We start from the raw sequence: 26,121 nt of genomic DNA on the forward strand, positions 1-26,121 counted from the left end.
AACATGTTAAAAGAATTTAGGGATTTTATTATGACCGGCAATGTGGTAGACCTTGCCGTAGCTGTTCTACTTGCCGCTGCAGTAGGCACTGTTGTTTCAAGTTTCACCAATGATGTGATGATGCCCATAGTAGGTAATTTTACCGGAGGTGTTGACTTCGCCGATTTAAAAGTAGTGCTTTCAGAGGCCGTGGTTACTCCCGATGGAGAGATTACCAAGCCCGAGAACGCCATTATGTACGGAAAATGGATAAACTCTATCATCAATTTAATTATCGTTGGTTTTGTATTATTCTTGATAGTGAAAGCCTACGGAAAAGTACGCAAGAAAAAAGAAGAAGCTCCTGCGCCAGATCCAGGGCCCTCTGAAAAGGATTTGCTGATGCAGATTCGCGACGAACTCAGAAAAAAATAATTTACAGCCACCGCTGCATTACATATTCTAACCTAACCCCTCTCCAAAATGGAGAGGGTTTTTTTTGCTTTTTATTCAGAAATAATAGCTTACTATAAATTACTTTTGCCTAAAATTATAAAACAATGAAATTAGCTTTGGTTGGTGCCACCGGGATGGTTGGCGAGGTAATGTTGAAAGTGTTGCAGGAACGCAATTTCCCGATTGACGAACTGCTTTTGGTAGCTTCGGAAAAATCTGTAGGAAAGGAAATTTCCTTTAAAGGAAAAAACCATAAAGTTATCGGTTTAGAGGAGGCTGTTGCGGCAAGACCCAATATCGCCCTATTTTCGGCTGGCGGAAGCACTTCTTTGGAATGGGCGCCAAAATTTGCAGAGGTGGGTACTACCGTAATAGATAACTCTTCAGCGTGGCGCATGGAAGCCGATAAAAAGCTTATCGTTCCGGAAATCAATGCCCACTTACTTACAAAAGAAGATAAAATAATCGCGAACCCCAACTGTTCCACTATCCAACTGGTGATGGCTTTGGCGCCACTTCATAAAAAGTATAAAATGAAAAGGGTAGTGGTTTCTACCTACCAATCTGTTTCGGGAACGGGCCTAAAGGCAGTACGGCAAATGGAGAACGAAATGGCGGGAGTAAAGGGAGAAATGGCTTACCCGTATCCTATCCATAAAAACGCGCTTCCACATTGTGATGTTTTTGAAGCGAATGGTTACACAAAGGAAGAGATGAAGCTGGCCCGCGAACCCCAAAAAATATTGGATGACCGTACATTTTCAGTTACTGCCACGGCGGTGAGAATTCCTACGGCCGGTGGCCACAGCGAAGCGGTAAACGTGCAGTTTGAAAACGATTTTGAATTGAGTGATATACGAAAAGTACTTCACGAAACACCAGGTATAACCGTTCAGGACAATCCAGATACCAACACTTACCCGATGCCTATGTACGCGCACGACAAAGACGAAGTGTTTGTGGGAAGAATTCGTCGGGACGAGTCACAACCCAATACGTTGAATATGTGGATTGTGAGCGATAATCTTCGGAAAGGCGCTGCTACCAATGCCGTTCAAATTGCAGAATACTTGGTAAACAATAAGCTAGTTTAAGCATTTAAGAGAAAAACTAAAAATTTGTTAAAAAAACGCACTTTATTTAAAGGTGCGTTTTTTATTTTTCAGTACCTTTAAAGGATTAACCCTTAAACGTAAAGCCTATGAATTCAACATTTACTAAAATCCTGAGAATCGTTTTAGGCTTGGGATTACTTTTTTTTGGACTAAGCAAATTGATTAATCTTCACATTATGCCTACACATATTTATACGGGAGATGCGGCAATTTTTATCGATTCGCTTAGCAGCACAGGCTACATTCTAAAAGTCATTGGAATTTTGGAAATCTTTATCGGTTTGCTTTTGCTTATTAATAAGTGGGTTTCGTTTGCATTGCTTTTGTTGGCCCCCATTACGGTTAATATCTTATTATTTCATTTATTTTTGGATACACCAGGTCTTCTTGTGGCCTTGGTAATAACTATATTGAATGTTATTTTGATTTATAAGCATTGGAAAGTTTATAAACCCTTATTTCATTAAATTCAACTGTACGCAGTATTTAAGGGCTTCTTTGCGGAAGCCTTTTACATATTGCAATATTTCCTTTTAAGTAAAAACATTACATTTACATTTCGAAAAAATCAATAATATGAAATTTACAATTGTTCCAGCAATCCTTGTACTTGCCTTTGTGGGCTGTAAGGAAGAACCAAAAAAAGAAGTTATTTCCGTGACCTATCCTCAAACAAAAAAAGTTGATACCGTTGATACCTACTTCGGTGAAGAAGTAAAGGATCCCTATCGTTGGTTGGAAGACGACCGAAGTGCCGAGACCGCTGAATGGGTAAAGGCCGAAAACGAGGTGACTTTTGATTATTTGAATAAAATTCCGTTTCGGGAAGAATTAAAGGGACGGCTTTCCGATTTATGGAACTATGAAAAAGTAGGGCCTCCGTTTAAAGAAGGCGACTATACTTATTTCTACAAAAATGACGGTCTTCAGAACCAATATGTGCTATATCGCTACAAAACTGGGGAAGACCCAAGTACTGCCGAAGTATTTTTAGATCCCAATACTTTTAAGGAAGATGGCACCATTTCATTGGGCGAAACAAGTTTTTCCAAAGACGGAAGCAAACTGGCTTATAGCATTTCCGAAGGTGGAAGCGATTGGCGAAAAGTACTTGTAATGAACACCGAAACCAAGGAATTGGTAGGCGATACGCTAAAGGATATCAAGTTCAGTAGCCTTTCGTGGAAGGGTGAGGATGGATTCTACTATTCCAGTTATGACAAGCCAAAAGGTAGTGAGCTTTCCGCAAAAACAGATCAGCATAAAGTGTATTATCATAAAATGGGAACACCTCAAAGCGAGGATAAGGTAATCTTTGGTGCCACCCCAGAGGAAAAGCACCGGTACATAAATGCGAGTGTTACCGAGGACAACAATTATCTTATAATTAGAGCAAGTACTTCAACTTCGGGGAATAAACTATTTATAAAGGATCTAACAAAGCCCGGCGCTGCGTTCGTAACTATTTTGGATGATACCGACTCTGATACCTCTATTTTGGAAAACGTAGGTTCAAAATTATATATAGTTACCAATAGAAATGCACCAAATAGGAAGATAGTTACCGTAGATGCCAATAATCCTACTCCAGATAATTGGGTAGATTTTATTCCTGAAACAGAAAATGTACTTTCGCCTAGTACCGGAGGTGGAAACATCTTTGCAAATTACATGGTAGATGCCGTTTCAAAAGTATTACAATATGACTATGATGGAAAATTGATCCGAGAAGTAAAACTTCCTGGCGTTGGTTCGGCAGGTGGTTTTGGTACAAAGAAGGAAGAAAAGGAACTGTACTATTCCTTCACAAATTATGTTACTCCCGGCAGCATCTATAAATATGATATTGCAAGCGGAAATTCTGAGTTGTTCATAAAACCTGAAATTGACTTCAACCCTGAAAATTTTGAAAGCCACCAAGTTTTTTATAATTCAAAAGATGGTACCAAAATCCCGATGATCATTACTCACAAAAAAGGATTGAAAATGGACGGCAAAAATCCAACTATTCTATATGGCTACGGTGGTTTCAACATAAGTTTGACGCCAAGTTTCAGCATAGCAAACGCGGTTTGGATGGAGCAGGGCGGTATTTATGCCGTACCCAACCTTCGCGGAGGCGGGGAATATGGAAAAAAATGGCACGACGCCGGCACTAAGATGAAAAAGCAAAACGTGTTTGACGATTTTATAGCTGCCGCTGAATATTTAATAGAAAACAATTATACTTCCAGTGATTATCTCGCGGTTCGTGGCGGCTCAAATGGAGGCTTGCTCGTGGGCGCTACCATGACGCAACGCCCCGAATTGATGAAAGTGGCTCTTCCGGCAGTGGGTGTATTGGATATGCTTCGTTACCACACCTTCACCGCAGGTGCAGGTTGGGCGTACGACTACGGAACAGCGGAAGACAGCAAAGAAATGTTTGAATATTTAAAAGGCTATTCGCCATTGCATAATGTAAAGGAAGGTGTGGAATACCCCGCAACTTTAATTACTACTGGCGATCACGATGATAGGGTAGTGCCAGCGCACAGTTTTAAATTTGCTGCAGAACTTCAGTCTAAACAAACGGGCAATAACCCCGTTTTAATTAGAATTGAAACCGATGCCGGTCACGGAGCGGGAACACCCGTGAGCAAGACTATCGAGCAGTATGCAGATATTTTTGGGTTTACCCTGTTTAATATGGGTTATGAAGAATTGCCTGAAAATATCAATAAAGAAATAAAGCAATAAAAGAAAAGCTCCTCAATTTGAGGAGCTCTTTTTTTAATCTAGCTTTTCAGTTAGTTTATTAAATGTTTTTCTGGGGTCTTTATTTTCGTAGAGCACTTCGTATACTGCATTTATTATGGGGGTCTTGGCTTTTTTCTTGCCTTTTTGTTGGTTCAGTTTATAGGCGCTCTTGGTAGCATAATACCCTTCGGCAATCATACTCATCTCCAATTGTGCGCTTTTAACGGTATAGCCTTTCCCAATCATTGTTCCGAATAAACGGTTTCGGCTAAAAACAGAATATCCGGTAACCAATAAATCGCCTAAATAAGCAGAATCGTTGATGTCACGCTTCATTTTGTGAACCTTTTTCACGTATTTTTTCATCTCGCGGATGGCATTGCTCATCAATACACTTTGAAAGTTGTCACCATACCCGAGCCCGTGTGCAATTCCAGCTGCCACCGCGTAAATATTTTTGAGCATTGCGGCATATTCTATCCCCAATACATCGTCACTGGTAGTGCATTTTATGTAATCGCTACCCAGTACATTGGCCACCAGCTTAGCCTTTTCATCATCCGCACTGGCAATGGTTAAATAGGACAATCTTTCCAATGCTACTTCCTCGGCATGGCAGGGCCCGGAGATGACCCCAATATTATTGAACGGAACTTTATAATGCGTATTGAAATGATCGCCCACAATAAGGCTGGTTTCTGGAACAATTCCTTTAATGGCCGAAAAAACTATTTTGTCTTCCAAGGAAACGGTTAGCTTTTCCAATTCCTTATGAAGGAAAGCAGATGGAATAACAAAGATCAGGCAATCGGCACACCGCACGGTTTCATTAATATCATTGCTCAACTTAAGTTGACTTAGATTGAATTCAACAGAGCTTAAATAATTGGGGTTATGGCGATGCTTCTTTATGAAATCTACAGCTTCCTTACTCCGCATATACCAACAAACCTCCTCAAGGTTTTCACAAAGCATCTTTACGATGGCTGTGGCCCAACTTCCACCGCCAAAGACTGCAAATTTTAGTTTTTCTGACATTGATTTACTTTCTTATTTCAAAAGTACACAAATACTTCCAAAACATTTAACAGTAGCTTAAGATTGGCGGCACAATGTTTTCAAGGTAGTCGGCGTTATGGCTTTTGATTATTGAGATGAAACTTCAAATCATTTCGAAAGTAGTTTCAATGATTTTGGTTGGTTATTTAGTTGAAGCCGCCCCACAAGTGTTAGTTTGGTGGGGCGGTTTTTTTTTATATCTGTAAAGATGAGGAGTCTATTCTGAAGAGAATTTATTTATAAAAATTCATCTCATCCAAATACGTCCAAACCTCAGCCGAAAGCATAGGCCGAATATTTTTTCCAGCTTTTATGCCCTTGCGAATAAATGTTGAAGAAAGCTCAATAATAGGCGCATCAACTTTCTTTATCTTTTTGTGATTGTCAAATTGTGTTTCCACAGTTCCTTCGGAAATTCTTGGATAAACATAGATTGAATAGCGTTCTAAAATAACCTCATAATTTTTCCACCTGTGAAGACTTTTCAGGTTGTCCTCGCCCATAATCAAACTGAAATTTTTTTCGGGATATTTTTCTTCCAAATGCACCAAAGTATTCACTGTATAATTGGGCTGTGGCAGGTCAAACTCCACATTGCTGGCCTGTAGCTTCGGATACTCCTCCACGGCAATCCGCACCATCGCTAACCGATGATGGTCTTCCAAAAGCGTTTTTTTCTTTTTATGCGGATTGTGTGGCGTAACCACAAACCAGACCTCATCCAAATCGCTGAACTCCACCATGTGGTTGGCAATGATCAAGTGCCCCACGTGAATGGGGTTGAAAGTGCCGAAGTAGAGTCCGATTTTTTTTGCCATTTTTATCTGTAGAGACGCACGGTCGTGCGTCTGCACGTTTATATTTGGGATACGTTCCCGCATCTGAGACGCACGGCCGTGCGTCTGTACGGGATTATTTTTATGATTTTATAAAATCTTCCACCAAATCATGCGCTTCCTTCAAGGCCGTTTCCAAATCGTGGTTTTTAATAATTTTGTCGAACTGCGGCGCAGTCGCCAATTCCACCGAGGCCTTTGCAATGCGCATATTGATGCGTTCATCGCTCTCGGTTTTGCGTTTTTTAAGTCGAATTTTCAACTCGTCGATACTGGGCGGTTTTACAAAAACTGCTAGCGTTTTTTCCGGATATTTCTTTTTAATCCGAAGTCCGCCAGCAACGTCAATATCAAAAATCACGTTTTTTCCGTGGCTCCAAATGCGTTCCACTTCACTTTTTAAAGTGCCGTAAAAATTATCGCGATACACCTCTTCCCACTCCAAAAAATCGCCATTTTTAATGTGCTGCTTAAATTCCTTCAACGAGATGAAATAATAATTTTCGCCATGTTTTTCATCACCCCGTGGCTCGCGACTTGTACACGAAACCGAAAATTCCAAGTTGAGGTCGTCCTGTTTCAGCAAATGTTGTACGATAGTGGTTTTCCCACTGCCGGAAGGGGCCGAAAAAACAATCAATTTCCCTCCTTCCATCTATAAAACGTTTAACGCTTGTTCCTTAATTTTTTCAAGCTCGTCCTTCATTTGCACCACCACTTGTTGCATAGGCGCATAATTTGCCTTGCTGCCAATGGTGTTGATTTCACGGCCAATTTCCTGTGTAATGAAACCCAATTTTTTTCCGTTGGAATCGTGCGATTTCAAGGATTCCTCAAAATACTCCAAATGGTTTTTAAGGCGAACTTTTTCTTCGGTGATGTCGTATTTTTCAAGGTAATAGATCAATTCCTGCTCAAAGCGGTTTTCATCCACTTTTTCCTTTAAATCTGCAACCGCCTTGCGCAATCTTTCCTTTACGCCGTCAATTCTTTCAGGGTCCAAGGCAATCACTTCTTCCAACAATTTTGAAATAGTTTTGGAACGCTCCAAAAAGTCGTTTTCCAAAACCAAACCTTCATCGGTCCTGTATTCGTTTATGGCTTCCAGCGCTTTGTCAATTCCTTTCAAAATAGCTTTATATTCCTTCTCGTCAATTTCCTCGCGTTCGGTTTTCAAGGCATCGGGCATGCGCACTGCCATTTTTAAAAGTTCCACGGGGTCGCCATTTACCACGTTTGCCAATTGCTTTATATATTGCTTTACAACGCCTTCATTCAGCTGCGTGGTTACCTCCTCACCCGTCACTTCAATATAAAGTGAAAAATCCACTTTTCCCCGTTGCAATGATTTTGCGAGCAAATCGCGGATTTCAAGCTCCTTTTCACGGTAAGCCGAGGGCACGCGCGTGTTGAGGTCGAGCCCTTTGCTGTTTAAAGATTTGATTTCGATGGTAATGGTTTTGGAAGGCAACTGAACAACTTCTTTGCCGTAGCCCGTCATGGATTGGATCATATTCCTGTTTTAATGAAGGGCAAAGGTAATAAAATTAGGTGGTAGGTTGTGGGTCTGAGGTGTGAGGGTTTTCAAACCCAATTATTCATTCAAGAATTGCATGGTGCGTTTTTCACTATAATACAATTTATTGGTTTGATGAAAACCCACGTGTCCGCCGTATTTTGGCGTTTCGAGGAAAAGGTTTTTCATTTTTGAAGCCAAATCCGTTGGATAACATTCCGAAGAAAGGAAGCTATCGTTTTCGGCATTTAAAACAAGGACCGGAATTTTAATTTTCGGAAGAAATTGCAAGCTGCTGTTTTTTTCGTAATAATCAAACGCATCCTTAAACCCGTGTGCCGGCGCGGTATAAACGTTGTCAAATTCCAAAAGGGAAGTGATTTTTTTGTAATCTGAAGCCGTCATTTTTTCGGGGAAATCCTTCATCTTAGTTTTGTACTTTTTCCGAAGGTTTATCAAAAAGGAGTTGCGGTAAACCCAGTTTGAAAATTCATTCAAAGATTCCAAAGAACCTTTTAAACTCAAGGGCGTGGAAATGGCGACGGCTTTTTTTATTTCCTTCGGAAAGGATTCGCGCTCGCCCAAATATTTCAAGAGTAAATTTCCGCCCAAACTGAAACCTACGAGCGCTATTTCACCGTATTTATCTTTTATCAAAATAGAATTGATGACGGCTTCCAAATCGTCCGTTTTCCCTGCGTTGTATGATTGATACGAAAGATTGGTCTCCCCACTGCAACCGCGAAAATTCACCGCAGCAACATCCCAACCGTTTTGGTTTAAAATCTTTGCTTGCCCTTTCATATAGGTTCGCTGGGCGTTGCCTTCCAGACCGTGAAGCATGATTGCAACTTTCCGTGAATTCTTTTCGGAAAAGGACCAATCGATATCCATAAAATCGCCATCGGGCAATTGCAGACGTTCGCGCTGTTGCATCAATTTTGGCGACGGACGGAGTTTCGCGGAATAAATTGTAGCGAAGTGTGCGTTTCTAAAAATAATGGAAGGCTCAAACTTACTGGAAACTAAAGGCATATTTATTTAAAAATTACAAGCAAAATACCAAAAATAATAGCATCGATAGCAACCACAGAATCCAAAGTGTCGCTTTAAAACATTTAACAGAAACTAAACATATTTACTATGCTTGCATAACAAAAGTACTTTAAATTTGCATAAAAGTTTGAAGATGTACACAAAACAATTTGAAATACGCTGGAGCGATGTGGATGCCAACCGCCACCTGCGCAACAGTGCCTATATAGACTACATGAGCCACACCCGGATGAGCTTTATGCTGGAGAGAGGCATGGACCAGCGGCATTTGGCCGAATACAACTTGGGCCCCGTGGCATTTTATGAGCATATGTATTATTTCCGAGAGTTTTTTCCCGGGAAGCCCGTAACGGTTTCATTGCAGTTGAAAGGTCTTTCGGAAGATGGAATGTATTTTGAATTCCTGCACAATTTTTATGATGAAAACGGTAAAAACTATGCCCGTTGCGAAATGATGGGAGCTTGGATTGATCTTACGGAAAGAAAACTGGTAGGTCTTCCGAAGAAATTTTACGAAATATTCAATGCGTTGGAAAAGACAGACGATTTCAGAATTCTTACCAAAGAAAACACCCGAAAGTACAGCCAGCGGCCAAAGGATCTTTAGTCCGTAATTTTACGGGCGCGCTTTATAGTGGAAAGATAAACGCCCAAAAAGATTAATGCTGAGGCGCCTATTCGCAAAGCGGTTAGACTATCGGCACCCACTAATACAGCAAAGAGAACTGCTATCACCGGTTGCAAATAAATAAACGCGCCAATGGTTGAAGGGCTCAATTGTTTTAGGGCGTAAATATTTAAAAGATAGGTCATAACCGTGGTGCAGATAACCACAAAAGCAAGTTTCCAAATAGCTTCAAAAGGCAGGTTGGTCCAATTTACTTCCGAGAATTCTGAAATGCCGATTGGCAGGTTTATTAAAAACGCAAAGAGAAATAGAAATTTCATAAAAGTAATGGAACTGTATTTTGGAACCAATGGTTTCACCAAAATCAAATAAACGGAATAGGAAGTAGCGTTTACAATAAATAGCAGATTTCCCAGTGGAATATTTGGTGCATTGGGTTGTTCCTTAATTCCAAAAAGAATTAAAACCAAAGCCCCGCCTAGACCCAAAAATATACCGAGACTTTTTATCCAAGTTATCCGCTCCCGCAAAATAAATGCTGATAGCACCAAAAGCAAAACTGGTGAAAGCGTAATTATTACCGAACTGTTGATGGGCGTGGAAAGACTCAATCCTTTAAAAAAGGCGAGCATATTCAAAACCATTCCGAAAAAAGCGCAGATTACAAAACGAAACCAATCGCGGCGCTCAATTTTTTCCGAAGGGAAGAAAAGGCTAATGCCCCAAAATACCAATGCTGCTCCCGAAACCCGCAACAAAATAAATCCAAAGGGCTGGATTACATCTGGCATCAATCCTTTGGCGATGGTGTGGTTTATACCATAGATGGTACTCGCCGTGGTTGCGGCCAAAAGTGCAAAAATGCGTGGTTTGGTCAATTGTTATGAATGGATTTTTTTGCGGCTGCAACAGTTTTTGGGCTGCTGCCTATGAAGATTTCATCATTGTTTACGATTACCGGGCGTTTCAGAAAAGTGTAATGTTCCAAAATAAGCCCTTTGTAATCTTCCTCGAGCAATTTCTCTTCTTTTAAATTGCGCTCTTGGTACAATTTCGCCCTTCGGCTGAATAGCTCCTCATAACTATCGGTAAGATTAAAAAGTTCGTCCAATTCCTCCTCGGTGATGCCCTGCACTTTGATGTCCTGTTTTATGAATGACGAGGGAATTTTTATTTCGTCCATTACCCTTTTGCAGGTATCACAACTTGATAAATAATATACTTTTTGCATAGTTCAAAATTAATCAATACTGAGGAAAGGCTCGGCTTCTTTCATCGCAATTTTCAATTCAATGGGGCCGTCTGCATAACTTGCAATGTCGTATTGATTGTAAACGAATATTAAGCTATCCTGCGTAAAACCGACACTTTCCGGTAGATAAAATTCATCATTTTCAAACCAGAAGCCGTTTTCATTAATGGATTGGTCTTTTGCAATTTTTTGTTCCGCGCGAAACTTCTTTTCTGCGAAAGCCGTAAATTCCTTGTTGTTTTTAAAAAGCTCTTCTGAAGTTAGCTCCTCCCCGGTTTTTGGGTCAATGTTTAAAAAAGAAGTGGTGCCATAGCCGTGGGCCCCACCGGTGAAAAGGTATTGGCGCATTTCGAAACAGATATGTTCTTTTGAGGAATAAATTTCGTTCACCGAGATTTCCGCAAAATATTCCCCGGCCATATCTGGAAATTGGGCTTTGTCGGCATTGTAAGATTCAATAAAACCAGTTGCTGCTTCCTGTATGGTCTTAGCGGTGGGGAGGGTGTCTTCGCCTAATAATAGGGAATTGAAGATAAAAAGTTTGATTTTCTGGTTTATTTTTTCGGAAACCTCCTCATCGCCGAAAACTTCCACATAATTGATAGTAACTTCGGGACATTTGCTGTTTTTGCATATTGCAAGTTCCCTCTCAGTAAAACTTTGCGAAGAAATCTCAATATTTTTCTCTCGGTCGCATCCCACGACAATTAGTGCAATCAATGCCACAACCGTAATTTTGCTGTTCATACGTTAAAAGGAATAGATGGTTAGCTTTAGCAAACGAAACCCTTACATTTGCTATTCAAAAGTAATAACTTTAAAATCAGCGATTGCAAAAGTTATATTAAAACCTGAAATATAGTTTTGGCGTTTGGGATTCTTACTTTAAAAAAGACCATTTTCTTATGAAATTCAACACAAAAACAATACACGGCGGGCAGCACAATGTAGATCCAGGGTATGGTTCGGTTATGCCGCCCATTTATCAAACTTCCACTTATTCACAGACTACGCCTGGTGGGCACAAAGGTTTTCAGTATTCGCGCAGCGGAAACCCCACGCGTGCGGCTTTGGAACGTGCTGTTGCAAGTTTAGAAAATGGTGAATTTGGACTGGCCTTCGGAAGCGGTCTTGCAGCAATTGATGCGGTGATGAAACTATTAAAACCCGGCGATGAGGTAATCTCTACGAATGATCTTTATGGCGGAAGCTATCGGTTGTTTACCAAGATTTTTGAAGGCTTTGGCATAAAGTTTCACTTTGTAGGAATGGAAAACGCCGATAAAATTGAGGAATATGTAAATGATAAAACAAAACTCATTTGGGTAGAAACACCAACCAACCCGATGATGAACATAATCGATATTAAAAAAGCGGCTTCCATTGCAAAAAAGCACAATGTTTTGCTTGCCGTGGACAACACTTTTGCTACGCCCTATTTACAACAGCCATTGGATATGGGTGCCGATATTGTGATGCACAGCGCCACAAAATACCTCGGCGGCCACAGCGATGTGGTTATGGGCGCTCTGGTCGTCAAGGACAAAACACTTGCGGAAAGGTTATACTTTATCCAAAACGCCAGTGGCGCCATTTGCGGGCCACAGGATTGTTTTTTGGTTTTGCGAGGGTTGAAAACGCTTCACATCCGAATGCAGCGCCATTGCGAGAATGGAAAAGCAGTGGCTGAATTTTTGGCGAACCACCCTAAAATCGAAAAAGTATATTGGCCCGGTTTTGAAAACCATCCAAACCACGCCATCGCAAAGGCACAAATGAAGGATTTCGGCGGAATGATTTCCTTCGTTACTAAAGGGAATAATTACGAAGAAGCCATCAAAATAGTTGAAAAGTTGAAGATTTTCACCTTGGCGGAAAGCCTCGGCGGCGTGGAAAGCCTTGCGGGACATCCCGCAAGTATGACGCACGCCAGCATCCCGAAGGAAGAGCGCGAAAAAATAGGTGTAGTTGATTCGTTGATACGTCTTTCCGTAGGCATTGAGGACGTTGAAGATTTGATTGCAGATTTAAAGCAGGCAATCGGGTAGCGATTCCCTTAAATATTAAATAAAGAAAAAGGCTCGGAGTTATTAATCCGAGCCTTTTTAATATAATTTGAAATAATTTAATTTATGTAATAGATATAGCCCACATTTAACCAATAGATCCATTCATTGGCTTTGTTTTCGGGAACTGGCGTAGTTCCGTTATTTTCAAAAGTCGGGTTAAGACCGTCTACCCAATCAGAGAAGTAATAATGCCAACGGCCGTCAAGCATTAGGTCGCTCAAATCCGTAAGTTTATATCTGATTCCCACACTCCCTACTACTGCCCAAGTTGAAGCAGGATCCTGCTGGAAGGCATTAAAGTATTTATCGGGGGTTGATATAGGACTGTTTAGCGGTCCAAAAGTAGAAGAAACTTCTGGATCAAAATTCACCCAATGAACACCAAAACTGATAAAAGGTGCAATTTTATAGCCGCCTGCCGCAAAATCTCGGATGCTTAACGGGAAGTATTCAAGCTGAGAGCCTACTTCAAAAACAGAAACAGAACCACTCATTGCCCTTAATTGATCTGCAAAAAGCGAAGTCTGGTCTGGTTCTACCCAACGGCCAAAGTGCTCCAAGTTAGTTTTGTGGTAATCAATCTCTGTACGTATCTTAAAGTGGTCGTTAAAATACTTATCGCGTGTATAGCAGTTACAATCTGCACGGTAAGAAAAATTGATATAGTGTATCAATCCAACCCCAACACCCACATTTCCAGCATTTGTTTCAAAATCGTTTCGCTGTCCAAAATCTGAATAAAAAACGACCGGCCCTGTAATTAAACCCACCTCGTGAGAAAAGCCAAACTGACTGTAAACTTCTTGCTTTGCAAAAGCCAACAAGAAAAATACCAATAACAAAAATCTGGTATTCATTATAAATATGGGTTTAGATTGAGACACAACAAATATATAAAAACATATTTAACAGTGAAATTTAATAAAGCTATTTAGCTAATTTGTAAAAAATTGGCGCACAGTTTTTATCATAACGCTTATATTTGCTCCTTCCTTATGTAAATGGTTTATTTAATGTAAATTTTCATCAAATTGAGATATAAAATAGTTTGATAAAATCCATTCTAACAAACAGATACCAACGGAATTCGCTAAAAGTAAAATAAAATTTTAACCAATGAAGCAAAGTATAAAAGATTTCATTTCTGAAGTTGAAAAACTCAATCCCAATGAACCTGAATTTCTTCAGGCAGTAACCGAGGTTGCTGAAACCGTCATCCCTTTTATTGAAGAAAACGAAAAATATGCCAACAAGAAATTGTTGGAACGTATGGTCGAGCCAGAGCGCACCATTCTATTTAGAGTGCCTTGGACGGATGACAAAGGTGAAATTCACGTAAACAAAGGCTATAGAATTGAATTCAATTCAGCCATTGGCCCATACAAAGGAGGACTGCGTTTTCACCCTTCAGTAAATCTAAGTATTCTTAAATTTTTAGGATTTGAGCAAACCTTTAAAAACAGCTTGACCACCTTGCCAATGGGCGGTGGAAAAGGAGGTTCCAACTTTGACCCAAAAGGTAAAAGCGATGCTGAAATCATGCGTTTTTGCCAAAGTTTTATGACAGAGCTTTTCCGTCATATTGGCCCAGACACTGATGTTCCCGCGGGAGACATAGGTGTGGGGGGGCGTGAAATTGGCTATATGTATGGTCAGTATAAACGTATTAGAAATGAATTTACCGGAGTACTTACAGGTAAGGGACGCTCTTATGGCGGATCGCTTATACGCCCTGAAGCAACCGGTTACGGGAATGTATATTTTGCAAAAAACATGCTTGCAACCAAAGGTGAAAGCTTTAAAGGAAAGACGGTAGTTGTTTCCGGTTCTGGAAACGTTGCGCAGTATGCTGCCGAAAAGGCAATCCAGTTTGGTGGAAAAGTAGTTACATTCTCAGATTCTGCTGGATATATCTATGACGCCGAAGGTATTGATGAAGAAAAACTTGCTTTCGTAATGGAACTGAAAAACGAAAAGCGCGGCCGAATTTCAGAATACACAAAAAAATATACCGGCGCAAAATATGTTGAAGGCAAACGCCCTTGGGAAGTGAAATGCGATATAGCATTGCCTTGCGCAACCCAAAACGAATTAAATGGCGAAGAGGCTAAAATGCTTTTGGACAACGGTTGTATCTGTGTGGGTGAAGGTGCCAATATGCCTTGTACCCCAGAAGCCATTGAAGCTTTCCAAAAAGCGAAGATCCTGTTTTCACCAGGAAAGGCGTCAAATGCAGGTGGTGTTGCAACTTCAGGCTTGGAAATGTCGCAAAACTCATTGCGTTTAAGCTGGACAGCCGCTGAGGTGGACGAAAAACTGCACGGCATCATGAACGATATCCACGCAGCTTGCGTTGAGTACGGAAAAGATGGCGATGGGTATGTAGATTATGTGAAGGGTGCAAACGTTGCCGGCTTTGTAAAAGTTGCCGATGCCATGCTGGCCCAAGGAGTGGTTTAATACTTCATATCTTAAAATAAAGGAATAGCCTTTCCCAAAAGTCTTTTTTCAAAAAAAGATTTGGAAAGGCTTTTTTCATTCCCATCCCGCAATAAATAGTATTTTAGCGTGTTAATATTCAAAACCATATTTCTATGAAGCAGTGGGTTATTGCTTTGCTATTTATATTTCCCTTTCTGGCAAGTGCACAGAACTTTGAGGACCGCTGGACGGGATACTTTTCCTATGTTTCGGTAAAAGATATTTCCCAAGGCGACAACAAGATTTATGTAGGCGCTGAAAATGCCGTTTTTACCTATGATTTTTCCACACAAGAAATAAAAACCCTTTCAACTGTTAATGGCCTTTCTGGAAACGCTATAACCACCCTACACTACAGTGAGGCATTTGATTTATTGGTTATTGGATATGCAAACGGATTGATAGAGATTGTAAAAGAAGGCGAGGAAAACGTTTTAAAAGTGGTAGATATTTTAGAAAAGCAAACCATTCCACCCGATAGAAAACGCATCAACAATTTTACGGAATTTAACGAAAACCTTTATATAGCAACCCAATACGGAATATCGGTTTATAACTTATCTAGGCTTGAATTTGGCGACACCTATTTTATAGGCGATGGGGGTGCACAGATAGATATTGTACAGACGATAGTACAGGAACCTTACATTTTTGCAGCAAGTTCAACGAGTGGGATGCGCAGGGCTTTTGTAGCAGATGATAACTTGATTGATTATCAAAACTGGACCACAATAATGGGTGGTGGTTTTAGAGCTGCGGAAAAATTAGGAAATGAGTTGTATGCTTCAAATCGTTCCAACACTATTTTGCGTTTCACGCCTGATGGGAATACCATAGCTGTAGAAAATTTCAATTCTGAAGTACAAAAATTCAGGCTCGCAGATAATCTGTTAACTATTATTACCAAAACTTCCAGTCAGGCATATTCCGAAGGATTTGTACAGGAAGCTTCTGTAAGCACAGTGCTCGGGTTTGATCTCGATTTGCTTTCGGGTTATGGTTTTGGCAATAATTTTTATTTGGGAACTAATGAGGACGGCATGCTAATAGTTCCTTTTGGCAGCATGCAAGCTACCCAAGTGCTTCCCAATGGTCCAATAAGAAATAGCCCATATTCCATCGATGCTTCACCCGGACAATTATGGGTAAGTTTTGGAGAGGTTGATAGAGATTATAATCCATATCCGTTATCACGTTTCGGAATAAGTCAGTTAAAGGATACTATCTGGACGAATATCTCTTATGAAGAGCTCAGTTTAGCTGTAAATGCGGAACCTACAGACTTGGTAAACGTAACCATCAATCCAGATGCGCCCAATGAGGTGTATATGAGCGCGAACCAAAAAGGGCTTTTAAAAATAGTAGATGGTGTTCCCACAATTCTATATGATGAAACCAATAGCCCGTTGGAAAGAATAAACATTGGGGGCGCTGATGCGGGGATACGAATTTATGGTTCCCAGTTTGATAGTCAAGGGAATCTCTGGTTTGTACAAAGCAAAACTGACGAAGGCCTTATAAAATTAACTCCCGGAGGCCAATTTCAAAAAACTGATATTTCAGGAATAATTAATGCCCCTGGAGAGGTAGCGTTAACAGAACTAGCTTTAAGCCGAGAAAACTATGCCTTCTTTGGAACATATGGAAGCGGCTTAATAGGATACAACCCAACAACGAACAGATTGAATAGAATTGATAAAGGTGCCGGGTTGGGCAACTTACCCTCCACTACGGTCCGCGCTGTTGCATTCGATAGCCAAAACAGGTTGTGGATAGGAACCGTAAAAGGTTTGCGAATAATCTATAGTCCCGGAAGTTTTTTTGAAGAGGGAACAACACCAGAATCACAATCCATTATTATAGTGGAAGATGGGGTGCCGCAGGAACTTTTATACGAACAGACAATAGCCGATATTGAAGTGGATGGTTCCAACAATAAATGGATTGCCACAACCTCGTCTGGGGTTTTCTATTTATCTCCCAATGGACAGGAAACGCTGCTTCGCTTCACCAAAGATAACTCCCCATTGCCTACAAACAATGTGCAGGATATAGCAATAGATCCATTTACGGGCGTGGTTTATTTTGCAACCACACAAGGGCTTGTAGCCTATAGGGGCACCTCAACCGCGCCAAGTGACAATTTGGAAAATGTGCATGCTTTTCCCAACCCCGTTCGTCCAGGTTTTAGCGGAAACGTTACTATTGATGGACTTACGGCCCAAGCCAATGTAAAAATTACAGACATTACCGGAAGCCTTGTTTTTGAGGAAACTTCAGAAGGAGGAAGCGTACTTTGGGACACTACGGCCTTTGGAAAGTATAAAGTTCGCTCGGGAGTATATCTTGTGCTTGTAACCACAGAGGATAATGTGGAGACCAAGGTCGCAAAAATTATGATCATCCGCTAATGGTTGTTGCCACCAAAGCCATTGTCTTTTCAGCCATAAAATATTCAGAGGCAGATCTTATTGTAAGTTGCTTTACTGAAGCTTCGGGCATTAAAAGTTATTTACTTCGCAATATTCTGAAATCGAAGAAAGGGAAGCTAAAAGCCTCTTTTTTTCAGCCGCTCACACAACTTGAAATTGTAGCCGACCATAAAAACAAGGGAAAGTTGGAATATATCAGGGAGGCCAAAGTGTACTATCATTACCAAACCCTGCATACCGATGTTATAAAAACCGGCTTGGTTATGTTTTTGGCCGAAATGCTAAAGAACTGCATCCGCGAGGAAGAAGCCAATGAAGACCTTTTTGTATTTTTGGAACAATCCTTCCTGTGGCTTGATAAGAATGATGAGGTGGCCAATTTCCATATTTTCTTTTTGCTGCAACTGAGCATGTATTTGGGCTTTTTTCCTGATGCTACGGAAATTCAAAAAAACTATTTCAATATAGTTGAAGGCAACTTTCAGGCTACAAATACTTCAAATTATTGTATTGAAGGTGAAGAAATAGAAAACTTTAAACGGTTCTTTGAAACAAAATTAGAAACATTGCAGGAAATAAAGCTCACCAAAACCCAGCGTAAAAACTTGTTGGAACTGATGCTTTCCTACTACAGCTTTCACGTGCAAGGATACCAAAAACCGAAATCGCTCGCAGTGCTCAACCAGTTGTTTTTATAAAACCAACCTACAAGTTTCGCTGCAAATGTTCATAAATGCTGTTGCCCAATTTCTTTGTGCCGATACTCTTAAAACCCAAGCCCAAATATAATTTTTTGGCATTCGGATTTTTAAAATCCACCAAAAGGCCAATTTTTTCATGACCTTCTGCACTTGCCTGTTTTATCGCTGCCGCCAGTAATTTTTTGCCTATTCCTTTTCCTTGGTGCTGTGGGGCAACACTCAGCGTGTCTATATAAACCTCCCCCGCATTGGTTTCGTCGTCAATCACTAAATCAGTTACTTTATATGTTTCCGCAATATGCTGAAGGAAAGGCGCGCGGTATTGCGGCAATAACTTTCCATCGTAAAAAGTGATGGAGCCCATAATTTCGTTTTGTTCCGCAAACACCAGCGTATGTTCAAAACTGTATTGATTGGCTTTTTTCTGAAAGAAATATTCAAACAACGGATAAGCTTTTTCAGGCGTGTGCGTATTTGTAAACGTACATGCCAAATCTTCCATTGCCTGAACAATTAACGGGGCAACTTGCCTAAAATCTTCGGGACGGGCGGGACGGATGTTTGCTATTTGCAATGTTTTCATGGTTTTTAAATCATTATTTGGAAGAAATTTCAGCTACTCTTTCTTCTGCAGTCTAAAAGTATAACAGTTTCTTAAGACACACTTCTTCCTCAAAATAATATATTCAACAAAAAGAAAAAAACTATGAGCAAAGAAGCACAAAAAGAACTGGTGACGATAAACCCCACCACAGGAAAAGTTATAAAGAAATATCCCTTAATGACCGACAAGCAAGCTGACGAGGCCGTGGAAAAATGCCACAAAGCTTTTTTGGAATGGCGTATGGTTTCGCATAAGGAAAGAGGAAAAATTATAAAGGCTATCGGCAAAGAACTAAAAGAAAACGCCGAAGAGCTTTCCAAATTGATGACCAACGAAATGGGGAAACTGCTAAAACAGAGCAAGCAGGAGATAGAACTCTGTGCCGGAATCTGTGATTGGACCGCTGCCAATGGCCCGGAAAATTTAAAGGACGAAGAGCGCGAGCTTCCCGATGGCGGAAAGGGTATTATAACAAACTCGCCCATAGGTGTGATTTACGGGATACAGCCCTGGAATTTCCCTGTGTATCAGGTAATCCGTTACTCTATTGCAAACCTTATGGCAGGTAACGGTATTCTTTTAAAGCATGCTGAAAATGTGACGGGCACAGGATTGATGCTTCAAAAAATCTATGAAAAAGCAGGACTGCCCAAAAACCTTTTTACCGTTTTAAAAATAACCCACGAGCAGAGCGATAAAATAATAAAGCACAAACTTGTAAGAGGCGTTACCCTTACCGGAAGCCCCGATGCGGGACGTGCCATCGCCAAAAAGGCAGGCGCTGCCCTAAAGAAAACGGTAATGGAGCTGGGCAGTAACGACGCCTATATTGTTCTGGAAGACGCAGACTTAAACCTGGCAGTAAAAATGTGCGTGCAGGGAAGAATTTACAATAATGGCGAAACCTGCGTGGCAGCTAAGCGCTTTGTGGTTGTAGATAAAGTTTATGATGAATTCCGTGATGCATACGTGGAACAGATGAAGAAAATAAAACACGGAGACCCGACCGATAAGGATTCAAAAATAGGGCCTATGGCACGCGAGGATCTTCGCGAAACCCTTCACGAACAAGTAGAAAAAAGTGTGAAGAAAGGCGCTAAAATTCTGTGTGGTGGCGAAATGCCAAAAGGCAAAGGGTTCTTCTATCCTGCTACGGTACTCGATAATGTAAAGCCTGGACAACCCGCTTACGACGATGAGCTTTTTGGCCCCGTAGCCTCACTTATTCGCGCCAAGGATGAAGAAGATGCCATGCGCATTGCCAACGATAGTAAGTACGGTTTGGGGGGCGGTATTTTTTCCAAAAATGAAAAGAAGGCCATGGAACTGGCCAGCAAGCATTTTGATACGGGTATGGTGTTTATCAATGGTTTTGGCCTTGCACAGCCCAATATGCCCTTTGGCGGTGTAAAAGATTCCGGATATGGCCGCGAGCACGGCGGTTTTGGGATGAAGGAATTTGTGAATGAAAAAGCTATTATGCGACTTAAAAATTAATAAATTATAAATATTTCAATCATGAAAAGGTATCTTCTCTTATTGTTCTTTTTTCCACTTTCACTTTTCTGCCAAATTGAAAAGGAAAAACAGTTACCCGAGCCTTATGCCACAAAACCAGTTTCAAATTACTCCAATGTAGTAGGATGGGAAGAAGGGGAAACGCCCAAAGCGCCTAAGGGTTTTACGGTTCACAAATATGCAGATGGGTTTCAAAACCCCCGATGGATGTACGTGACCCCCAATGGCGATGTTTTGGTAGCAGAAAGTAACAGTAACTACAGCATCCTCAAACAAATTGGCGCCACCATTATAGGTGCCGGTGGGTCCAACAATCTAGCCAATAGTGCCGATGTTATTACCCTGCTGCGGGATACAGATAACAACGGATATCCCGATGTACGGGAAACCCTGCTTACAAAAAAAGAAGGCCTCAACCAGCCCTTTGGTATGCTCGTAATTGGCGATTGGCTGTACGTGGCAAATACCGATGCAGTACTGCGTTACCCCTATAAAGCGGGGCAAACCAAAATTACCGTCAAGGGTGAGAAAATTACCGACCTCCCCGCAGGAAAAGTCAATCAGCACTGGACGCGCAATATTATTGCCAATGCCGATAACTCCAAAATATATATAGCCGTGGGTAGTGGTGATAATATTGGTGAGAAAGGAATGGAGCAGGAAGTAATGAAAGCAAACATACTCATGATGAATCCTGACGGCAGTGAGCTGCAAGTATATGCTTCGGGATTACGTAATCCTGTTGGGATGGATTGGGAGCCTACAACACAAACGCTGTGGACCACCGTAAATGAGCGGGATGGTCTGGGTGATAATTTGGTTCCCGATTATTTAACTTCGGTGAAGGAAGGTGGTTTTTATGGCTGGCCCTATATGTATTGGGGCAGTTATTATGATCCACGTGTGCCCATTCCGCCCAATGTAAAGCTAAAAGAGTCCATTATGCCCGATGTAGATTTGGGCCCGCACACGGCTTCCTTGGGCCTGATGTTTTATACTGCAGATGCATTTCCGGAGAAATATAGAAACGGAGCCTTTATAGCACAGCATGGTTCGTGGAACCGTGATATATTATCGGGCTATAAGGTGGTGTATGTTCCTTTTAAAAATGGAAAGCCCACTGGCAAGCCAGAAGATTTCCTTACGGGTTTTATCGTAAATCCCTCTAAAGATGAGGTTCGTGGAAGACCCGTAGGCCTTACCCTTTTGCCCGATGGGTCTATGTTAATGACCGATGATACCACAAACCATATTTGGAGGATTGTCTATACGGGTGAATAGGCATTTTGTTCAATGTTTTCTGAAATAAACTAAACTTTATGATTTCCTTAAAAGTGGGTGGCAACATTGTTTAGTATCTTCAAAATAAAAAAACTATGAGCACAAAAAACCTTTACAGTAAAGAAGCAAAAGAGAAAATAAAAAAAATGGCTGAGTCCATTGATTATGCCATGATGGCTACCGATTTAAATAACCAGCCTTTTCATGCGGTACCCATGAGCACGAAGGAAGTGGATGACGATGGCAACATTTGGTTTCTCAGCAATAAAAACAGTACCCACAACCAGCACATTGAAAAAGAAAACAAGACCCAACTTATTTACGCCGACAAAGGCAACTTTGAGTTTTTGAGTATTTATGGCCGTGCCCATATAAGTACAGACCGAAACCGAATTAAGGAGCTGTACGGCAGTGGCGACGACGCCTGGTTTGATGGCGAAGACGACCCCAACATAACCGCCATTAAAGTGGTACCGGAAGATGCCCATTACTGGGACACCAAAAACGGCAAGGTACTTTCACTTTTAAAAATGGCCCAAGGCGCCATAACGGGCAACGAACCCGATCTGGGCGTACAGGGCGATTTAAAGGTATAATTTACTCCCCTTCCTAATGACATCCTTCCAGAGACAGCAGTTGTTTTTGGAAGGATTATTTTTATTTTTTATGTTTTCGTTTTTTGTCCCACCATATATAGAGGCCAAACAGTGCCAAGCTCACCAGCGAGCCCCAGAGCAAGCTGGTTTTAAGCGAGTCTATATCGCGCCCCGTCCAGGCTATCAGTAATATTAGGGGGGTTATGCCTATAAGGGTAGCGGTAATGAATTTAAAATAATTCATCCGCAGTAGTCCTGCCACAAAGCTAATGGCATCGTTGGAGAGAAAGGGGTTAATACGCGTAATCATCACCGCCCAAAACCCGTAATCGTTCAAGAAATCGGTCATCTTCTGGGTGGTTTTTTTGCCAAGCAATCTGGCGGTAAGCTCAATGCTTAAATACTTCCCTATAAAATACCCGATGGAAGAGGCGCAAAATATGGCAATCAAAATAATCACACTTCCCCAAATAGGGCCATACGCCAGTATTGCCACAATCATCAACAATACCGAAGGAATAACCAAGAGGAACATCTGCACGATCATTGCCAGCACAATGACCACGGGGCCCATCCACCCAAAATCGCTTACCCAGTTCTTGATGCGTGCCTCATCATTACTGGTGAGCACATCCCAGGCTTCATTTAAAAATTGATTGACCTGCGGGATGGCAAAGTAGCAGATTACCAAGACCGTGATTAAGGTAATAGAACTGTAAAGGGGCGCTTTACTTTTTCTAACGGAGATTTCGCCTAGATCCTTTTTTTGCATAAAGCGCAGGTTTTTTACTTTTTAGCTTGCAGCTTCTGCTTGCGGCTTTCTTTCTGGCGTAAAGTCAAGTAATTGTGTAGGGTCCATTACGTTGTGTATTCCATCCAGCGTGCAAAGAAATACAATGGCGGCACTTAGCCCTTTAAAGAGGGTAGTTTTGGAGGTAGGGTGTTTCGGTCTTGCGTTTTTATGGTGCAGGGGCAGGGTGTAGCCGCAGCCCTTTAAAAATTCGGCCTCTATCTGTAAAAGTTCCAGTGGGGTGTAGCCGTTAAACCGCCGGCCCAAGGTTTCGTGCACGCGGCCCACGTAGTTCAATTGCAACGAGCCGTGGCCATCGCTCAGGTGCTTCCAGCTATCGGTATTATCACATATATTGCCCACGGCGCATTGCTTGCAGCACTCGGGGTTTAGGGTGTTGTTGTGAAAGGCGGTATAGAGTTTTTGCAGGGCCTGGTCCAGTCTTTTTGAAGTTTGCATAACAGCTATTTTTTTTAACCTTTTATGAAAATACTAAAACCTAGAAAGAAAGCCCCCGATTTTTTGAATTTTTTAGTAAAATGAAAAAATATGGTGCTGCGTATTCATTTTTTCACCCCCAATACCCCTTTCCAGCAACTTTTTGTCGGGCTATTTTTTTGCCAAAATTTCGCCTTGGATAAAAGTATTGAAAATCAATTAGTTGATTTTTTTCAAACAGGAAAAACCCTGTAAAAAAAGGGGGATTTCCCCCGTTGACTGGTTTTTGTTTTTTTCCGAAAATTGAAAGTATTAATCTTTTAAAATTTTTAAGCTATGAGTAATGTAAACCAAAACCTACTGAACCAGGTAATTGACGCAAACGTTATGACAACGATCCTGGAAAGTCTTGCAACGGTACAGGCCGCCCTGCCGGATAGTACCCTAACGCCAGAACAACGCAGCAGCCTAAACGCCATAAGCGTGAACAACAAGGTGTTTGCCGAAGAGGTGCTCAACGAGATGGACACCAACCCCATTGCCGCCGTAAATGCGACTTACAACAGAGACTATCTGGCCAACGACCTGCAACTTTTTGGACAGGGAGAAACCATTGAAACCAGGTTGATGGATCTTCTACAGCGGGTTCGGGACTTAAAGCGCATGGCGGGACATGAAACCTATGGCATGGCCACGGGAGCCTATGGCATGATAGAAGTTTTGGCGCGCACCGGCGTGCCCGGCGCGCAGAACAGCTATAACAGGCTCAAGGTGCGTTTTGAAGGGCAGGGAGGCAGGCCCAGTGATGATGGGGAAACCCCGTAGTTTTTGAACCCCTGAAAAGGTACGGGCTTTGCCCGTATTTTTTGTGCATAGTGCAAACAAAAAAGAGATGCTTTTTGCAAGTTTAATGATGGTTTTCCGTACTTAAAATAGCAACTACCATAGTTTATCTACCATATACCATACTTAAATTAATAAAGTCAAATGTTTAACTGCTACAAATCGTCATTTAACTACTATTTGTCAAAGTTAAACACCTATCAATCATCATTAAACTGCTACAAAGCATCATTTAATATCTATAAACCATCATTTAATACCTATAAACCATCATTTAATTATTAAAAACCATCATTTATGGCCTACAAAAAATACACCTTACAAGACTGCCCAATGCCCCCATTAGGTATCGCGCTAAAAGCGTACTTTAAAGCGCATCGTACCCGCAAGGCTACGCTCAGTAAGATTATGGGCAAAAGCCCCAACAGCATCATGAGGTACCAAAAACAGGACAATTTTTTATGTAAAACCCTATGGCACCTCTCGTTAGGGTTAAACCACAACTTTTTTATGGACCTGGCCGCCCAGCTCCCGGCACACTTTACCACCAACGCGCCAGACCCCGCGCTGCCCTTACAGGAGCGCATTGCCGCGCTGGAGGAGGAGAACAAATTATTGAAAACCAAGGTGGAAACCTTGATGCAGGTGATTGGGAAATAAACTTTATATTTGGGGGGCATGCTGTGGCGCACATGTGCGGGATAGCAGCAATAAGATTTTAAAAACATGCGTATATAAACATGTGTAGCGGTCAGGCAAAGACCGCACTTTTATAATTAAATTTTAAAATATTTATAATATGGCTAATTACATTGCAAAATCGACAAACTCACTATCCTTTTACCTGACTTCTGACGATGAAAAAATTGGAGAACTAATCTATGAAAAGTGGTATGCCTCCAATGCAGAATTAAAATCCTCTAATGGTGCTAATTTTCATCTTAAGCCAAAAGGAATATGGAATTCTAAAATTGAATTAAAGGACGGAGAAAAAACTATATTAGAATTTAAACTTGGTTGGAATGGAATACTAATAAAAACATTTTTTCAGGATTCAGAAAAGAGCTATTCACTTCGCACAGAGGGATTTTCAAGCAACAAATTTATACTGACTAACTCAGAAAAGAAAGAATTATTAGTTGCCGAAATGGACACCAAATTGGATAATCTTAACTATAAGTACTCAATTAGAACAACTGATGAATTTGAAAGTTTCAGGAATAAAGACATTTTAATATTAGCATTATTACATTGTATAAATTACTACATCTACATAACAACCATAGTTTCAGTAAAATAAAGCCCGAACCGCTAACACGGTATATAATCTATGGCTTGGTCAGTCCTCACTTGGAAAATCCGCAGGATTTTCCAAAGCCAGTTTTTATTTAGAGAGGTCTGTGCCGACACACGCCACAGCTCATATACCAACACGTCAGACTGTCTCAAAACTTAATAACTCTGTGGATAAGTAGGAGTTTTTTTTTCCTTCAAAACCCCCGTATTTCCGTATCTTCATGCCATGGAATATCTACAGGGACAAGACCGCCAGCAACTGGCCCTCTACACCACCTGCCTCGACGAGATGGTGCCGGAGGAGAACAGCGTCCGCTTTATCGATCGATTCGTCGGGGCACTCGATCTGGAAGAGCTGGGGTTTGCCGCCCTGCCCGCACAGGGCCGTCCGCCGTACGACCCGGCAGACCTGCTCAAGCTCTACATCTATGGCTAC

Annotated in this window: 28 protein-coding genes; 16 read left to right on the plus strand and 12 right to left on the minus strand. The window is 41.3% G+C overall.

Annotated elements, in window-relative coordinates:
- The first annotated feature begins 3 nt into the window (after window positions 1–3).
- From mscL to LS48_RS05130, 4 genes are all read left to right on the plus strand, one after another.
- Window positions 4–414 (plus strand): large conductance mechanosensitive channel protein MscL, encoded by a 411-nt coding sequence (gene mscL, locus LS48_RS05115; protein ID WP_062620586.1) that lies wholly within the window; start codon window positions 4–6, stop codon window positions 412–414.
- Between the two features lie 125 nt (window positions 415–539).
- Window positions 540–1,529, plus strand: coding sequence for an aspartate-semialdehyde dehydrogenase (locus LS48_RS05120; protein ID WP_062620588.1), 990 nt, complete (start codon window positions 540–542; stop codon window positions 1,527–1,529).
- A gap of 107 nt (window positions 1,530–1,636) precedes the next feature.
- Window positions 1,637–2,017, plus strand: a complete 381-nt coding sequence (locus LS48_RS05125) for a DoxX family membrane protein (RefSeq protein ID WP_062620591.1) — start codon at window positions 1,637–1,639, stop codon at window positions 2,015–2,017.
- A gap of 109 nt (window positions 2,018–2,126) precedes the next feature.
- Entirely contained in the window at window positions 2,127–4,289 is a 2,163-nt protein-coding gene (locus tag LS48_RS05130; protein ID WP_062620593.1) for a prolyl oligopeptidase family serine peptidase, read from the plus strand.
- 33 nt (window positions 4,290–4,322) lie between these two features.
- Here the strand turns inward: LS48_RS05130 and LS48_RS05135 are convergent, their stop codons facing one another.
- The 5 genes from LS48_RS05135 to LS48_RS05155 form a co-directional block, all read right to left on the minus strand.
- Window positions 4,323–5,327: an NAD(P)H-dependent glycerol-3-phosphate dehydrogenase gene (locus tag LS48_RS05135; protein ID WP_062620595.1), complete on the minus strand. Its 1,005-nt coding sequence runs from the start codon at window positions 5,325–5,327 to the stop codon at window positions 4,323–4,325.
- A 254-nt stretch (window positions 5,328–5,581) separates the two neighbouring features.
- Window positions 5,582–6,166 (minus strand): nicotinate (nicotinamide) nucleotide adenylyltransferase, encoded by a 585-nt coding sequence (nadD, locus tag LS48_RS05140; RefSeq protein WP_062620597.1) that lies wholly within the window; start codon window positions 6,164–6,166, stop codon window positions 5,582–5,584.
- A 100-nt stretch (window positions 6,167–6,266) separates the two neighbouring features.
- Window positions 6,267–6,839 carry a guanylate kinase gene (gene gmk, locus LS48_RS05145; protein WP_062620600.1) on the minus strand — a complete coding sequence of 191 codons (573 nt, stop codon included), beginning with the start codon at window positions 6,837–6,839 and terminating at the stop codon, window positions 6,267–6,269.
- Window positions 6,840–7,697, minus strand: a complete 858-nt coding sequence (locus tag LS48_RS05150; protein ID WP_062620602.1) for a YicC/YloC family endoribonuclease — start codon at window positions 7,695–7,697, stop codon at window positions 6,840–6,842. It abuts the gene before it with no gap.
- A gap of 81 nt (window positions 7,698–7,778) precedes the next feature.
- Window positions 7,779–8,735 carry a YheT family hydrolase gene (locus LS48_RS05155; RefSeq protein ID WP_062620604.1) on the minus strand — a complete coding sequence of 319 codons (957 nt, stop codon included), beginning with the start codon at window positions 8,733–8,735 and terminating at the stop codon, window positions 7,779–7,781.
- Window positions 8,736–8,889: 154 nt separating this feature from the next.
- On the opposite strand from LS48_RS05155, the gene LS48_RS05160 reads away from it, so the two are divergent.
- Window positions 8,890–9,363, plus strand: a complete 474-nt coding sequence (locus LS48_RS05160; protein ID WP_045080267.1) for an acyl-CoA thioesterase — start codon at window positions 8,890–8,892, stop codon at window positions 9,361–9,363.
- On the opposite strand, the gene LS48_RS05165 is transcribed toward LS48_RS05160, so the two are convergent.
- Genes LS48_RS05165 through LS48_RS05175 form a run of 3 tightly spaced genes read right to left on the minus strand, consistent with a single transcriptional unit; the run spans window position 9,360 to window position 11,383 of the window.
- The gene (locus LS48_RS05165; RefSeq protein ID WP_062620606.1) at window positions 9,360–10,262 is read right to left on the minus strand and encodes a DMT family transporter; all 903 of its coding nucleotides are present in this window, start codon (window positions 10,260–10,262) and stop codon (window positions 9,360–9,362) included. The genes LS48_RS05160 and LS48_RS05165 overlap by 4 nt on opposite strands.
- Entirely contained in the window at window positions 10,259–10,615 is a 357-nt protein-coding gene (locus LS48_RS05170; protein ID WP_062620608.1) for an arsenate reductase family protein, read from the minus strand. Before LS48_RS05170 ends, LS48_RS05165 begins: the two co-directional genes overlap by 4 nt.
- 9 nt (window positions 10,616–10,624) lie before the next feature.
- Window positions 10,625–11,383 (minus strand): DUF3298 and DUF4163 domain-containing protein, encoded by a 759-nt coding sequence (locus LS48_RS05175; RefSeq protein ID WP_062620611.1) that lies wholly within the window; start codon window positions 11,381–11,383, stop codon window positions 10,625–10,627.
- A gap of 158 nt (window positions 11,384–11,541) precedes the next feature.
- On the opposite strand from LS48_RS05175, the gene LS48_RS05180 reads away from it, so the two are divergent.
- Complete coding sequence (locus tag LS48_RS05180; protein ID WP_062620612.1) at window positions 11,542–12,684, plus strand: cystathionine gamma-synthase; 1,143 nt, start codon at window positions 11,542–11,544, stop codon at window positions 12,682–12,684.
- Window positions 12,685–12,761: 77 nt separating this feature from the next.
- Here the strand turns inward: LS48_RS05180 and LS48_RS05185 are convergent, their stop codons facing one another.
- Window positions 12,762–13,562 carry a THC0290_0291 family protein gene (locus LS48_RS05185; protein WP_062620615.1) on the minus strand — a complete coding sequence of 267 codons (801 nt, stop codon included), beginning with the start codon at window positions 13,560–13,562 and terminating at the stop codon, window positions 12,762–12,764.
- 259 nt (window positions 13,563–13,821) lie between these two features.
- On the opposite strand from LS48_RS05185, the gene gdhA reads away from it, so the two are divergent.
- The 3 genes from gdhA to recO all read left to right on the plus strand — a co-directional run bounded on the left by gdhA (window position 13,822) and on the right by recO (window position 18,316).
- On the plus strand, window positions 13,822–15,165 hold the full coding sequence (gene gdhA / locus LS48_RS05190) for an NADP-specific glutamate dehydrogenase (protein ID WP_062620617.1): 1,344 nt from the start codon (window positions 13,822–13,824) through the stop codon (window positions 15,163–15,165).
- 134 nt (window positions 15,166–15,299) lie between these two features.
- A complete protein-coding gene (gene porZ / locus LS48_RS05195) occupies window positions 15,300–17,597 on the plus strand; it encodes a type IX secretion system anionic LPS delivery protein PorZ (protein WP_062620619.1) in 2,298 nt (765 codons plus the stop codon).
- The gene (gene recO / locus LS48_RS05200) at window positions 17,597–18,316 is read left to right on the plus strand and encodes a DNA repair protein RecO (protein ID WP_062620622.1); all 720 of its coding nucleotides are present in this window, start codon (window positions 17,597–17,599) and stop codon (window positions 18,314–18,316) included. Before porZ ends, recO begins: the two co-directional genes overlap by 1 nt.
- A 7-nt stretch (window positions 18,317–18,323) precedes the next feature.
- Here the strand turns inward: recO and LS48_RS05205 are convergent, their stop codons facing one another.
- Entirely contained in the window at window positions 18,324–18,902 is a 579-nt protein-coding gene (locus LS48_RS05205) for a GNAT family N-acetyltransferase (RefSeq protein ID WP_062620623.1), read from the minus strand.
- Between the two features lie 123 nt (window positions 18,903–19,025).
- On the opposite strand from LS48_RS05205, the gene LS48_RS05210 reads away from it, so the two are divergent.
- From LS48_RS05210 to LS48_RS05220, 3 genes are all read left to right on the plus strand, one after another.
- Window positions 19,026–20,420 carry an NAD-dependent succinate-semialdehyde dehydrogenase gene (locus LS48_RS05210; protein ID WP_062620625.1) on the plus strand — a complete coding sequence of 465 codons (1,395 nt, stop codon included), beginning with the start codon at window positions 19,026–19,028 and terminating at the stop codon, window positions 20,418–20,420.
- A gap of 21 nt (window positions 20,421–20,441) precedes the next feature.
- Complete coding sequence (locus tag LS48_RS05215; RefSeq protein ID WP_062620627.1) at window positions 20,442–21,722, plus strand: PQQ-dependent sugar dehydrogenase; 1,281 nt, start codon at window positions 20,442–20,444, stop codon at window positions 21,720–21,722.
- A gap of 95 nt (window positions 21,723–21,817) precedes the next feature.
- Window positions 21,818–22,318 (plus strand): pyridoxamine 5'-phosphate oxidase family protein, encoded by a 501-nt coding sequence (locus tag LS48_RS05220; protein WP_062620629.1) that lies wholly within the window; start codon window positions 21,818–21,820, stop codon window positions 22,316–22,318.
- A 61-nt stretch (window positions 22,319–22,379) separates the two neighbouring features.
- Here the strand turns inward: LS48_RS05220 and LS48_RS05225 are convergent, their stop codons facing one another.
- Together LS48_RS05225 and LS48_RS05230 are read right to left on the minus strand one after the other, a co-directional pair.
- Window positions 22,380–23,090 (minus strand): TVP38/TMEM64 family protein, encoded by a 711-nt coding sequence (locus LS48_RS05225; RefSeq protein WP_062620631.1) that lies wholly within the window; start codon window positions 23,088–23,090, stop codon window positions 22,380–22,382.
- Between the two features lie 21 nt (window positions 23,091–23,111).
- On the minus strand, window positions 23,112–23,567 hold the full coding sequence (locus LS48_RS05230; RefSeq protein ID WP_062620632.1) for a hypothetical protein: 456 nt from the start codon (window positions 23,565–23,567) through the stop codon (window positions 23,112–23,114).
- Between the two features lie 315 nt (window positions 23,568–23,882).
- Between LS48_RS05230 and LS48_RS05235 the strand changes: the two genes are divergently transcribed.
- The 4 genes from LS48_RS05235 to LS48_RS05250 form a co-directional block, all read left to right on the plus strand.
- Window positions 23,883–24,371, plus strand: a complete 489-nt coding sequence (locus tag LS48_RS05235) for a hypothetical protein (protein ID WP_062620634.1) — start codon at window positions 23,883–23,885, stop codon at window positions 24,369–24,371.
- Window positions 24,372–24,686: 315 nt separating this feature from the next.
- Window positions 24,687–25,049 (plus strand): hypothetical protein, encoded by a 363-nt coding sequence (locus LS48_RS05240; protein ID WP_062620636.1) that lies wholly within the window; start codon window positions 24,687–24,689, stop codon window positions 25,047–25,049.
- Window positions 25,050–25,188: 139 nt separating this feature from the next.
- Window positions 25,189–25,689 (plus strand): hypothetical protein, encoded by a 501-nt coding sequence (locus LS48_RS05245; protein WP_062620639.1) that lies wholly within the window; start codon window positions 25,189–25,191, stop codon window positions 25,687–25,689.
- Between the two features lie 222 nt (window positions 25,690–25,911).
- Window positions 25,912–26,121: transposase (locus LS48_RS05250; RefSeq protein WP_131807695.1), on the plus strand; the 210-nt coding region annotated here is incomplete at its 3' end.

Source organism: Aequorivita aquimaris (assembly GCF_001573155.1).
GTDB lineage: Bacteria > Bacteroidota > Bacteroidia > Flavobacteriales > Flavobacteriaceae > Aequorivita > Aequorivita aquimaris.